This window comes from Parasphingorhabdus flavimaris (genome assembly GCF_013371215.1).
GTDB lineage: Bacteria > Pseudomonadota > Alphaproteobacteria > Sphingomonadales > Sphingomonadaceae > Parasphingorhabdus > Parasphingorhabdus flavimaris.
The window spans coordinates 960,733-973,208 of the sequence record NZ_JABWMH010000001.1; the positions used below are offsets into that span (position 1 = coordinate 960,733).

Consider the following 12,476-nt stretch of genomic DNA (forward strand, 5'->3'; position numbering starts at 1 on the left):
CACCAATCTCTGGGTCTGGACTGTGAGGTTTTGTATCACTAAGGTATGCGCAGGTAAAGTGCGCGTTTTTAGAAGGCCTTTAGATTATAGATGGGAAATCATTGATCCTGTTTCCTCGAATTGGCAAAAACCTGTTTCATTCCTCCAGACTGGAATATTATGAGCAACGATTGGCATCCGACACAAGCGATTGGACCTGATGGTCATCGAGCAGACGTCCAGGATGTAGCAAATGGTCTAAAATGTCGCTGTGTTTGCTTCGAATGCGAACAGCATGTCATTGCCAAGCAAGGGCTGAAGGTAAAATGGCATTTTGCGCATCATGCACCAACCAACTGTCGTCCTAGCCCTGAGTCAGAACTGCATTTTTATGCAAAATCCTTGTTAGCCGAACGCCTTTGGTGCTGGATTCCCGAAGTTGACGCAAACGCAGTGGAAATGACGAAGCGCATTTCAGCGCGAAGAAAATTCCAATTTGCCGAAGTCAAAGTTGAAAAGGCGGACGGAAACGTCCGCCCCGATCTGCTTTTGATCGCCAAAGGCGGGAAAATCTTGCACGTCGAGATTTATGTCCGGCACAAGGTTGATCCCATCAAGCTCGAAAAGCTCAGGACGCGCGGCATCTCGTCCATGGAGATCGATCTTTCGAAGCTCGATTGGGATGACCGAGCAGTATGGGATTTGGCGATCCTTGAAACTGCACCTCGGGAATGGTTACACAATGTGAAGGCATCCGAAGCCGAGCGCGTAATGGTTGTAACAGCTACGCGGCAAGCTGAAAAAAGAGCCGCCGAATTAGAAGCCGAGTTCACCAGGATTTCAAATGTCTGGAAAGCAATTCCCAAATCCTACAGCGCCCCAAGCGCGAAACTGCTCGCCGAACAGGCGCTTGCGAGGAAGCGCGGATTTCAACCCATGATAGCCCATACTCAGAACGGAGAGGGATGCTTTCAAGTTGCACCGGAGTTTTGGCAATCCCGCCTTGTGAACCACTTCTTGTGGGATGGTGTCGCCGGAACACCGCATGCATTCGAGACAAAAGACGCACTTGCATATGTTAAGGATCTGGTGCGCCCCGGTTTGAACAGAATACCAATCGAGGTCGCGGCTCGATTGGAAAAGGAATTTCCTGAATTCCAGTCTCCTTGGTTTGCCGTCCACAATTATCTGAAATGGCTCAAAGCTCACCATTGGATGTTCGGCAAGCGTGTGGTTGGCAAGCACTGGCTGCCGTCTGGAAGCGCAATCCATCTCCGGAAAGAGCAAGAAACTGCATGGGATCGTGAGCGTGAGCGCAAGGCTGATCTCGCCGAATGGGTCAATTATATATTATCAAATATCCCGGATGACGAGCATCGCGAATTTGATCGCGGCAGTTGGGTTGATATGTTCGTTACCCGATATGAGTACGATGAAGCTCCGGCCCTGCTTGAAGAGATTCACGAAATGGTGGTCGGTGGACGAGGGCTTGCCGACGATCTCCTCGAATTGCCATTGCTGGCCGAATATGAGCGACAAGAGCAGTCACAAGCCAAGCGGCGGATCGAAAAGGAACAAAGGCGCCTGGCTGAATTGGAGCGGTCCCAACGCGAAAGCAGAATTCTATCGTTGCGCCAGAAGGCTGAACTGGTTTTTGGAACCGAAGCCCAGCTCTGGCTTGAAACCGCATGTAAACATTTTGAAGATCAGACACCGCTCGCGGTAGCAGAGGCTTCAGATGATGGACTTGCAAAGGCCTGCACAGAGTTACGGCGCCTACATCAGCAACGGAAAGACGCCGCCGACCGCAATGCCGCGGAAGCACGGCAAAAAACGATGCTGGAAAAGAATTGCGCGGAACTGGCGGAATTAGCAAGCAAGCGCACTAGCGATCCAGCCAGGGCAAACCTGTGGTGCAGATCATCCCATCCTAAATTGGGTGGTCAACGACCATTTGATTTTTGCGTGGATGAACGGGCTTTGCGAATATGCAAAGATATCATGCCATCAAAACTGTAATACCTACAGGCGCTTGAACGCCCATAAATGCTCATAAAGTTCCGAAAGATAATCCGCTTTCTCTGCCGAAAAGCCAGCTTGGCGCAGAGCAACTCTGAGCTCGCCTAGAGGGATCTCCTGCCGACCTTCCCGCACCAGCGCGTAGAATCTTCTCCAATCCAATGGATGCAATGATGACGTGTTTGCCAACACCGTAAAACTACCAAGGAGCGAGGCGGTGCGTTTCGTCATGGTAAATCGGTGATGGTCGTTTGAAACTATGCGCAGGCGAAGCCGAGCGCCGTAAGTCTTGTTGTAAACTTTGAGCAATTCGCCAGTAAGGTGCTTGGCAGCCTCGCAATACACGCTGCGCGTAGGCGGGTTGGGAGACCAATCGCTGGCTCTGACTTCAACAGATATGCGATGTGGATCGTCTTTGTGCGCTATCAGCTGGAAACCTAGCCCGTCATGCGGACTTTTTTTCTTGAACCGGAAATTGGTAATCTCAAGGTCCGGGCCTCCCGCACTTTCTCGCATATCCTCTACATCAAAATGATCTGATTTCCGTCCTATTTCGGCCATCCTGCCGAGGAAATCAGAAGGTTCAATAGCTACAGCTATGTCAATCGCGGGAAGTAGTTCAGGCATGACAATTCTTAGCATGACCTACATGTCGATCAAAAGTTGATTTTGAAGGATCAGCCGATCCGTTTTTTTGAATCTGTGCTTTCGTCCAATATAACAGATGTTGAACACTCATAGATATTAGATTTTGTTGGATTTGAGCATATACCGGTGTTCGGTAATGAGCGTGAATTGTCAATTCATGCTGGCTACGGGCGCTGCCTGACGGCGACCCGCTCTATTCGCTGCGCGAACCAAGCCTGAGGTCTTGGCCCATACGGGTGACGATCAGGAGCGTGGGATAATGAGCGGGATTTTTTAAGGACGCACTCTTTCCCGCTGCGCTCCTTGAGGGTGCGGCTTTTTTGTTCTGACCCGCAGGCACTCTTGCCTCTCTCCTTGCCCGGTGGGCGCTGGCGCACTTTGCGCGCGCACACCACCGCGCTGCGTCGCGCCGTGCAAGGGTGCCGTCTTTATTGGGCCGCTTCGCGGATGGGATAATCGCGATTGCTAGCGATTGGCATGGACGGCGCGGACGCGCCGGCGTTGTTTTCCGGCTCCGACGAGTCGGGGTGGGCGGCGCTCCCGGCTAGGCCCGCCGCGCTCAGGCGCAACCCGGCCTTTCAGGACCGGGTATTTCTCTTTGTTTCATCCCTTCGGGTGCGCCTGACCGCTTGATGCGGGCCTTTCTGGTCGCTCTTGCCGCCCACCCCGCCTCTCCGGGGCCGGTTGCGGCAGTTTTGGGGTGATGGAGGCGGTTATGTTGCATGAAAATTCTAGGGTTTTGGATAGCGGTACGGGCAGGGCAGGGAAGGCCAAGCGTGCTTCGCGCGCGGCGCGCAAGAGCCGCCGTGGCGGCAGGGTCGCGCCTAAAGTGTCACTTTATGATGAAGTGACCGCGCAGATTATCGCGCAGCTGGAGGAAGGGGTTTTTCCTTGGGTAAAGCCTTGGGATGCTGGCAACGCCGTGACCGGCTTGCCGCGCAACGCGATTTCGGGGCGGCATTATTCGGGCATCAATATACTAATTCTTTGGGGCGCGGTCATTGATGGCGGCTATCCCTCGCAGGATTGGCTGACATTTCGGCAAGCCTTGGCCGCTGGCGGATGCGTCCGCAAGGGCGAGAAGGGCCGGACGATTTTCTATGCCGACAGTTTCACGCCCGACGACGACAAGAAACATGAAGGCGAGGGCGGCGCTGGAAATGGCGATGCGCCCCGCTCGATTCCGTTTCTCAAACGATTTACTGTTTTCAACGCCGCGCAATGCGATGGCTTGCCGGAGCGGTTGACCGCTGAACCCGCGCCCTTGCCGGAGCGCGAGTTGCACGATCAGGCCGAGGCTTTGATTGACGCCACCGAAGCAGATTTTCGGATGGGCGGGACCAAGGCATTTTACAATGTGGGCGCGGATTTTGTGCAGGTTCCCCCGCAACCCGCATTCACTCACCAGATTGATTATTACCGCACCGCCTTACACGAACTGGGTCACTGGACGGGCCACAAGACCCGCCTTGGACGTGACCAATCGGGTGGTTTCGGGACCGCGCTTTATGCACGGGAAGAATTGTGCGCCGAACTGGCTTCGGCTTTTCTCTGCGCTGCGCTCGGTATCGTGCCGACCGTGCGCCATGCCGATTATCTCGGTTCTTGGCTGGCGGTATTGCGGCAGGACAATCGCGCCATTTTCAAAGCCGCAAGTCAGGCCAGCAAGGCGGCGGATTATCTGCTGGCGTTTACCGACCAAGTGCCGTTCCGGTCGGAGTGTGCGGCATGAGCAGGGAAGCGCCAGATGATGCCGCCGCGCCGCTTGAAGCGGAGCAGACGGCAATTGGTGTCCAGACTTTGGTGTCCGGCGTTGCGCCGATCACGCCAGCCCAGCGGCTGGCGATGCGCGCCAACGCGCCGATGGAACCCAAGAAGGCCCAGCGACCCGCCGATCACGGCCTGTTCGATACCAATAGCCGCAACCAGATCGAGATGTTCTGAAAGGAGTTTTTGCCATGATGCTGCTGACCCAAGATCACAAAAAGCGCCTGATCGCCAACGGCCAAAATCGCGGCGACCATGTGCCAGTTGTCAAATTGTTCAATCCGGTGGGCGCAGCCACTTGGCTGCTGTCTGAACTCGACGAAGATGGCGACACGCTATTTGGTCTGGCCGATCTGGGGTTTGGTTGTCCCGAACTTGGCTCGGTGAGCCTGTCAGAGATTGCATCACTGACCTTGCCGCTTGGTCTGTCCATCGAGCGCGATCTGCATTTTGAAGCGTGTTTTCCGCTCACCGTTTACGCCGATGCCGCCCGAATAATCGGGCGCATCATCGAGGATGAAGCGCGGCTTGAAGCCGCTGCCTTGGCGCAAACGCAAGAGCGCCGCGCATGACCGCGCATTCCCCTTTCACAGCTTCCGCCGTCTTGACCACCCCTCCGGTCAAGGCGCGGCAGACCCCGCACGGCAATTCCGCCGCGCGGACCACCGGCCCTGCTTCCACCGCCACCCCCGTATGCATCGGGAGCGGGGCCGATCACTTGAAACTCACTTAGGAGAAAACCAATGCAACTCGAAAATATAGACCTCGCCAAACTCTCGGTATCACCGGCCAATATGCGAAACGCCAAGAAGCCGCCCGACATTAGCGATATATTGCCCTCGGTGCGGGTGCGCGGCGTTCTTGTGCCGCTCTTGGTTCGCCCGAACGGCAGCGCCGACACGTTCGAGATTGTCGCGGGACGGCGGCGCTATCATGCGGCAACCACCGTTGCCGAAGAAGGCGGCAGCGATGGACCGCTGCCATGCGCGATACTCGAAGAAGGCGACGATGCCGCTGCCTTGGAAGCGTCCTTGATTGAGAATCTTGTCCGCGAAAATCCCGACGAGGTAACGCAGTGGGAACAGTTTACCCAATTGGTCAAGAAAGGCCGCAAGGCGAGTGAGATTGCCGATACATTCGGGATGGATGAAAAGATGGTCGGGCGCATCCTTGCGCTTGGCAATCTCTTGCCGCCCATCCGCAACGCCTATCGCCGCGAAGAGATTGATGCCGCTACGGTGCGCCATCTGACCTTGGCCAGCAAGGCGCAGCAAAAGGCGTGGCTGGCATTGTTCAGGGATGAAGAAGACTATGCGCCGCGCGGCAGCCAACTCAAGGCATGGCTATTTGGCGGCGCGTCAATTTCTACGTCCGCTGCGATCTTCGATATGGCGGAGTTCAAGGGGCAGGTTGTTTCTGACCTGTTTGCCGAAGACGGCTATTTTGCTGATGCAGATCAATTCTGGGAAGCGCAGACTGCCGCCATCGAAGCGAAGAAGGCGGAATATCTCGAAGCTGGCTGGAGTGATGTGCAGATCATCCCGCAAGACAGCTATTTCCAGACGTGGGACCATGAAAAGACGACCAAGCGCAAAGGTGGGCGGGTTTACATCGATGTGAGCGCCAAGGGCGAGGTGACGTTCCACGAAGGCTATCTGACCGCCAAGGAATCGCGGGTGCGGGAAACCGGACAGGTGGATAGCAAGGCCGACAAGCCCACCCGTCCCGAGATTACGGGGCCAATGAGCGAATATATCGATCTGCACCGCCATGCTGCCGTGCGCTGCGAACTTGCCGCCAGCCCTTATGTCGCGCTGCGCGTCATGGTGGCCCATGCGATTTCCGGTTCGCCATTATGGAATGTGAAAGTGCAGGAGCAGCGCAGCCGCAAGGAGGCGATTAGCGAAAGCATCGAGACCAGTGTGGCGGAGGCCCGTTTTGACGAGCGCCGTCGTGCGGTGCTGGCGGTGCTTGGCTTTGATGCCGACGAAGCCACGGTTACGCTTGGCCACGAGACGCGCAACGGTATGAGCGGCTTGCTGCTGCGCTTGCTCGATGTGCCGGATTCTGTCGTCATGGAGATATTGGGCGTGGTCATGGCCGAAACGCTGGCAGCGGGAAGCGACCTTATCGAGACACTGGGTGTCCATCTTGACGTCGAGATGGCTGATTACTGGACGGCGGACGAAGCGTTCTTTGATCTGGTTCGTGACCGTGAAGTCCTGACCGCGCTTTTGGGCGAAGTTGGCGGGGCCAGCATTGCTGCTGCCAACGCCAGCGAAAAGACCAAGACGGTGAAGGGCATCACCAGTGACCACCTCACTGGCGAGAATGACCGCGAGAAAAAGGAAGATTGGGTTCCGCGCTGGATGGCGTTTCCGCCTTCGGCTTATACGACACGCGGCGGGGTCGGAACCGTTGCTGCCGCCGAAAGAGCCAAGTGGCTTATGGAAGAGGACGAGCCATCGGAGCCGGAGCCGCAGGATGCCTCCGAAGCCGTGTCAGCAAAAGACGAGGACGAGCGAATTGCCGCTTGAAACATAGGCGGGCGGCTTTTCAGCCGCCCGCTCCAAAATCACCGTAAAGCCTCGACCGGCAAAGCCGGTCGGGACAGCGGCGTGGGTGCAGCCGCCATTGGGCGAGGCTGCGCTTTGTCTGTTGGTGGCAGAATCATCTTCACCGGCAAACAGTCTTTTAAAAGCATTGCGCTAGGAACTTCTTGATGCCCGAAATGGTCGCTGCGGTTGCTGCGGTCATTGACAGAATGCCCGATTAGCCATGTCCATCGTGGCCTAGCGCGTCATCACGTTTTCATGTGATCGGTTGGTGTCGGCATAGGAAATCGCTCCGTTCCGCAAACAGACAGCACCATATCGACCGGAGCCTATGAGCCAGACATTGAATGCAGGCGGATATTAGCCAAATCTCCTTGGCATTATTGGCCAGCCGCACTCATTCACGTCCTCGTCAATGGCTTTGATTGGCAGGGGACGGCTGCGCCTCTTGCCCCTAGCTGCAACGGTGCAGCCTAAAGTTTCTTCCCCTGCGCTACGCGCATTCCTCGCGGAAACAAGAAACCCCGGTCTGCACCGTCCTCCACTCCGTTTCGGCCCTGCGGATGCATCGGTTCAAGCCCCTGCCTGTAATCAGCCATCGAGGCCGCGAATGAGCGCGGGTTCGACCAAACCAAGGAGAAGTATCATGGCAAATATCGGAACATTCAAAAAGACAGGCAACGACTATCGCGGCGAAATCGTCACTGTGATGTTGCAGAAGAAGAACGTCACCATCGTCGCCGAAGAACCAAGCGAGAATGAAAACGCACCGACCCACCGGGTGTTCGTGGCAAAGGCAGAAATCGGTGCAGCCTGGGCAAAGACCAGCAAGGAAGATCGCGACTATCTTTCGATCAAGCTCGACGATCCCAGCTTCAACGCACCGATCTTCGCCAGCCTGTTCGCCGATGAAGATGGCAAGACCTTCAACCTCATCTGGTCTCGCGCCCGCACATCGAACGGCAACTGATCCAAACGCCTACGCCCCGACCGGCTCTGCCGGTCGGGGCTTTGCTGTGTTTGTTTGGCATCAAGCAGGTTTTGCTTTTGAGGCTGAGTGGAAGTTTCACTATTTTTATTCGGCTGCTATTAACGACCCAATCCCCGCCGCAGTTAAAAAGCTTTAAGGTTTCCGAAAGCGGACTACCAAGGGGTCGTCACGAGTTTGAGATTCGACACTCCTAAATCGAAGATGCGATCAATGGGCATGTAAACTGAAACTGCTGTATTCCCGCTGCCGGAACCTGCGACGTGAATGCCTGTCGCTGAAATGTCCCTAGTAGCGTTTGGATTGACATAGGCAAAAACCGGCGCACCGCTATCACCACCTTGACTGAGGTCTCCCTGAGCGGTGTTAGTCAATCTTACGAAAGACGAAGATCCCGTCCCCCTCCAATCATAAGTGGCGCTGGAGATCTTGCCGCATGCAAGGCCAGTAACCGATCCGCTAATGCAATTCGACATGCCTTGCCATTGGTTCGAACCGCGGATAAAATTCTTAGTGTTTAACCAGCCTGACGAAGAGAACTCCGGTATTCCATAGGTGTTTTTGTAGTAAAGTTGGTAATCGGTATTCAACCCATCGGTCCGGTAGATGGCCACGTCGAAATTGCCGGTCGTCCGTTCGATATAGGCGGCGTTGAAGGTTACCGTATGATCACCATAATTTATATATTTTGGCTCTGTACAGTGACCAGCAGTAAGAATTCCGCGAAGGTTGGTTCCAAATGTCACCGAAAAAGCAAGCGTGCATGGTGCTCCCGGATTGGTGCTTCCGGCTGTGCTGGTGCTGCGCCATCCTGGCGCTACCCAATCGCCAGCTCTTACACCCACGGCGTCGCTGTCGTCGAAGCGCTTTGTTCCGGCATCGGCGCTACTCCAACATTTATTCTGACGCGATTGGCAAGTCCTGGGGGAATTGCGTTCGCAACCAGCGCGCGCGTGCTTTCATCTGGAACGTCAACGAAATACTGCTCATCGACTGCGTCGTAGCCAATGGGATAAGCCGACCCAGTTGCCGTGATGGCTTTTGATAAGGCATTGAAGCCGGCTGATCGCGCTCCTTTGTCATCCTTCGCTTTACGAATTTTAATATAACGCCGAAGTTGCGGCGGCACTTCCTTCAACAAATTGCTTTTATTTGAATTATCAGCGAAATTTAGCCAAACTTGATAAACAGGCTGATGCTGTACCGCTAAATCGACAAACCCTGGATCTTCAAGAAGCGTAGAACTCTGGAGTAACGCAAGTATATCAGCTTGTAGAGCGATCCGGTTTTGCGCCTCAGATCGTGAAATATTTTCACTTTGCATCAAAGATTCAACGGCAGCGTTGCCAACTCCCGTCTGATCGCCCTGAACTGCCGGTGTTGGTGGTGCAGGCACTACAGGGGCGTTTTGGGCAGAAGCCGAGCCTGAAGTGATGAGTGCCGATGTTACGAGGGCACATTTAAATGATAAATTCATTGTAAATCTCCAATTAAAAGTGATTTTTTAGGGCAGTTTGCAGGTAGGTCGGCAGGCAAACCATATGATCCTTCTGCACCCTTTACGGTAACCGTCTTGCCGAGCGTCACACGAGCACCGGAATGGAACACTACGGTATTGGGGGGCTCGAACTTGCTTCCTTGCTGCATAACCACACGCAAAAATTCTCCGGAAACCGCAAACACAAGACACGCGTCTTTGATTTCGAAGGAACCTGTAGTGAAAGTATCCGGTGTCGGATAATCAGGTTCGGCAAATGTCTGAATGAAAGCTGTTGGCACCATACCTGCTAGCGGATTTTTCTGAGTTTCAGACGGGTCGTTCACATCTGTTTCCGTCGGAACGCATGCTCCGACAGATAGAGCCAACACCAAGATCAGCACCAAACGGATCATTTGTAACTCCTCATAATATAACTCAACGCTGTTGCGGTATTTTAGTTCCCAGCTTCACAAAATTTTTTGTACGATTAAATGATACCCGCTCTATTACTGATTTACAAACAGATGTTTTCCAATAATCATGTAAATAACGGATCGTCGCCAAACGCCCCCAAAAGCAGAAATCGGATATAAGGCCAGTTAGGGTTACGATCAAACGGCCACGACCACCCTGCAAAGATATTTGCGCGCTGGACGATTGTGCCAGCATCTGCACCGGCTGCGGTCGCTCCGTCGCTGAGATCGCCGAATGGGGGAGCGCGACCGCCAGCCGCCAGCACGAAATCGTGCGGCGATCTTCGGCTCGCATGGGAAGCCCCGCTTCACAGGAGCACTCAAAAACCTAACCCCCAAGAGCATCCAAGGCGGCCTTCATCTTTGATGAAGATTTCCGCTTTGGATGCGCTTTTCTTAGGGGGTTTTAGGGTATTTGTCTTAATTGCAGGATATGCCTAGCGGCGCGTGTTGTATTACAATGCCCGTGTTTCACGAGGCAATTTTAATGGCGACAAATACCCCACCGACGACTGCGATGCTCAGCATAAGGCTCGATACGGGCGCACTTGCGGCGCTCGATAGCTTCGCGGTAGGGCGAGGCGGTCGAAGCGCAGTCTTGCGCCAATTGATCGAACGGATGTTGGCGGAGAATACCCGTCGCCCACTGATCGAACGTCCCTATGGCGTGGCGCGGAATCGTGTCTCGCTGCGCTTTACCGATGCCGAGATTGCGGTGATCGAATATCGCGCGTCACTGCGTTCGACAGATCGAGCAGGATGGATCAAGGCATTGGTCCGCCGCCATCTAGCTTTGAAATCGCGCGTCGATGATGGTTTGCTGGCTGAGCTCGCACCGATACGAATGCAGTTGCTCCGTATTGGCCGCAATCTCAATCAGGCAATGAAGGCTGCCAATTTGCGTATGATGGAAGATGGCGACAAGCAGATTGGAAACGACCTGCGCCGTATCGCTGACATGCGTATGGAAATTTCCGAGCAGGTAGCAGCCGTCGGCGAAGCCATGCGCGGTGATGCCAGCTATTGGGCGGTTGCGGATTGATGGGGTTGGAATCGGCCCTAGAATCAGCATTGTGGGAAGCGACCCGTCCCGCATTCCGGGTGCGCTATATCCATGACCTGAATGGCCAGCCGCTTATCCCGCTCTATGCCAGCTATGGGTCTGCCAGCGGTAAAACAGCTCGGGCCAAGCTGGCGCGGATTGTGCGCCGCGCGCCCGAAGTGTTGGTCAAAGTGACGGGGCGGCAGAAGGGCGGTCGTCATGTCAAAGCCCATCTTGAATATATCGGACGCAAGGGTGACGTCGAGATCGAAAGCCGCGACGGTGAAATCCTCACGAGCAAGGAAGATATTGCAGAGCGTGCGGCGGAGTGGAGCGACACGCTCCAATGGCGGTCACGGCCAACTGTGTCATCGGTGTCGCTAGTTTTTTCGATGCCTGCGCGCACCGACCCCGACAAGGTGTTGGGATCGGTGCGCGCGCTGGCTCATGCCGAATTTAGCGACAATCACGACTATGTCATGGCGCTTCACACCGATACGCCGCGCCCGCATGTTCATTTGACAGTGCAAGCAGAGGGGCTTGATCGAACCCGATTCAATCCACGCCCAGTCCAGCTTAGTCGCTTGCGAGAGAGGTTTGCGCGAGAACTCCGCGCACGCGGTGTGGTTGCGGAAGCAACGCCAAGACGCGCGCGCGGGCAGGGGATCGCAGGGTCAAGCATGGCGCTGGTCAAATTGCGGGCGCGGCTGCGGGCCGGATCAAGCGGTCAGATGACCGATGCGGATCGTCTCACCAACGAACAGGCTATTGCCGTCGCGCGGGGGCAGGCGGCGCTGCCAGCATTTGTCGCCAATGGTACAGAAAAGTGGCAGGAAATACGTAAGGCATATCGTCATGCTGCCTCTGCGCTGGACGCGACTGGATCAACCGAAGACCGGGAAATTGCCAGCGACGTGAGCGGCTTCCTCGACAAGCATCAAGGCATGAATGCTACCCCGGAAGTGTTTGCTGCGCATCATTCACGACTGTTGAACCGCGCATCGCTACTCAAGGATGTCATTGCCCCCGACCAACCGCCGCCAGAAAAAGAGAGAAGTCGCTAACAATCGAATGTCTTCCGAGATACTTTGTTCCGGTCAGATACCTCATGTTTTCGCGTAGGGTTCTGAGTAGTTAGGCCAGAGTAGAGAGGTGGCTCGGTTTGTTTGCACAGCGATTGGCAAAAGATAAGTGGATCGTCTGCCGTTTGTTTCCTCAATATTCCGATATGGTGTGTTATGCAGGGAGGGCGTAGCCCGACCGGAATGACACACCATATCGGTTGCCAAATTCATGCTGCCATTTTCACAGGCAGGTTGTCAAAATATGTTTGATCGGGCGTCTTGGCGGCAAGGCTCGAATGCGGTCTTCTCCCATTGTAAAAGCCCAGATACCTACCGATTGAACCGCCCCGGTATTGCCGGAGGCTATTTGGTTTAAGTTAAGCTGCCATGTGGGTTTCGTCCAGCATGGCGTAATAGTTTTTCTCGGCTTCAGCAGGCGGGATGTTTCCTATGGGCTCAAG

Annotated in this window: 13 protein-coding genes; 9 read left to right on the top strand and 4 right to left on the bottom strand. The window is 55.0% G+C overall.

The window, feature by feature from the left end:
• Nucleotides 1–159: 159 nt before the first annotated feature.
• Complete coding sequence (locus tag HUO14_RS04665) at nucleotides 160–1,998, top strand: competence protein CoiA family protein (protein ID WP_176278672.1); 1,839 nt, start codon at nucleotides 160–162, stop codon at nucleotides 1,996–1,998.
• Between the two features lie 3 nt (nucleotides 1,999–2,001).
• Here HUO14_RS04665 and HUO14_RS04670 read toward each other — a convergent pair whose 3' ends face one another.
• The gene (locus tag HUO14_RS04670) at nucleotides 2,002–2,625 is read right to left on the bottom strand and encodes a hypothetical protein (RefSeq protein ID WP_176278673.1); all 624 of its coding nucleotides are present in this window, start codon (nucleotides 2,623–2,625) and stop codon (nucleotides 2,002–2,004) included.
• Nucleotides 2,626–3,361: 736 nt separating this feature from the next.
• Here HUO14_RS04670 and HUO14_RS04675 point away from each other — a divergent pair.
• The 5 genes from HUO14_RS04675 (at nucleotide 3,362) to HUO14_RS04695 (ending at nucleotide 7,938) form a co-directional block, all read left to right on the top strand.
• On the top strand, nucleotides 3,362–4,378 hold the full coding sequence (locus HUO14_RS04675; RefSeq protein ID WP_176278674.1) for an ArdC family protein: 1,017 nt from the start codon (nucleotides 3,362–3,364) through the stop codon (nucleotides 4,376–4,378).
• Entirely contained in the window at nucleotides 4,375–4,590 is a 216-nt protein-coding gene (locus tag HUO14_RS04680; protein WP_176278675.1) for a hypothetical protein, read from the top strand. Before HUO14_RS04675 ends, HUO14_RS04680 begins: the two co-directional genes overlap by 4 nt.
• Nucleotides 4,591–4,604: 14 nt before the next feature.
• The gene (locus HUO14_RS04685) at nucleotides 4,605–4,985 is read left to right on the top strand and encodes a DUF2958 domain-containing protein (protein ID WP_176278676.1); all 381 of its coding nucleotides are present in this window, start codon (nucleotides 4,605–4,607) and stop codon (nucleotides 4,983–4,985) included.
• 171 nt (nucleotides 4,986–5,156) lie between these two features.
• Nucleotides 5,157–6,950, top strand: coding sequence for a ParB/RepB/Spo0J family partition protein (locus HUO14_RS04690; protein WP_176278677.1), 1,794 nt, complete (start codon nucleotides 5,157–5,159; stop codon nucleotides 6,948–6,950).
• A 664-nt stretch (nucleotides 6,951–7,614) separates the two neighbouring features.
• Nucleotides 7,615–7,938 (top strand): DUF736 domain-containing protein, encoded by a 324-nt coding sequence (locus tag HUO14_RS04695; RefSeq protein WP_176278678.1) that lies wholly within the window; start codon nucleotides 7,615–7,617, stop codon nucleotides 7,936–7,938.
• A 173-nt stretch (nucleotides 7,939–8,111) separates the two neighbouring features.
• Here the strand turns inward: HUO14_RS04695 and HUO14_RS04700 are convergent, their stop codons facing one another.
• Genes HUO14_RS04700 through HUO14_RS04710 form a run of 3 tightly spaced genes read right to left on the bottom strand, consistent with a single transcriptional unit; the run spans nucleotide 8,112 to nucleotide 9,849 of the window.
• Nucleotides 8,112–8,801: a chymotrypsin family serine protease gene (locus HUO14_RS04700; RefSeq protein WP_176278679.1), complete on the bottom strand. Its 690-nt coding sequence runs from the start codon at nucleotides 8,799–8,801 to the stop codon at nucleotides 8,112–8,114.
• A complete protein-coding gene (locus tag HUO14_RS04705) occupies nucleotides 8,792–9,433 on the bottom strand; it encodes a hypothetical protein (RefSeq protein WP_176278680.1) in 642 nt (213 codons plus the stop codon). Before HUO14_RS04705 ends, HUO14_RS04700 begins: the two co-directional genes overlap by 10 nt.
• Nucleotides 9,430–9,849: a hypothetical protein gene (locus tag HUO14_RS04710; protein WP_176278681.1), complete on the bottom strand. Its 420-nt coding sequence runs from the start codon at nucleotides 9,847–9,849 to the stop codon at nucleotides 9,430–9,432. The genes HUO14_RS04705 and HUO14_RS04710 overlap by 4 nt, the downstream gene beginning before the upstream one ends.
• A 227-nt stretch (nucleotides 9,850–10,076) precedes the next feature.
• On the opposite strand from HUO14_RS04710, the gene HUO14_RS04715 reads away from it, so the two are divergent.
• From HUO14_RS04715 to HUO14_RS04725, 3 genes are all read left to right on the top strand, one after another.
• Nucleotides 10,077–10,241 carry a DUF1289 domain-containing protein gene (locus tag HUO14_RS04715; protein ID WP_343046056.1) on the top strand — a complete coding sequence of 55 codons (165 nt, stop codon included), beginning with the start codon at nucleotides 10,077–10,079 and terminating at the stop codon, nucleotides 10,239–10,241.
• 155 nt (nucleotides 10,242–10,396) lie between these two features.
• Nucleotides 10,397–10,951, top strand: coding sequence for a hypothetical protein (locus HUO14_RS04720; RefSeq protein ID WP_246255239.1), 555 nt, complete (start codon nucleotides 10,397–10,399; stop codon nucleotides 10,949–10,951).
• 5 nt (nucleotides 10,952–10,956) lie between these two features.
• Nucleotides 10,957–12,015, top strand: coding sequence for a relaxase/mobilization nuclease domain-containing protein (locus HUO14_RS04725; RefSeq protein ID WP_176278682.1), 1,059 nt, complete (start codon nucleotides 10,957–10,959; stop codon nucleotides 12,013–12,015).
• The last annotated feature ends 461 nt before the right edge of the window (nucleotides 12,016–12,476 follow it).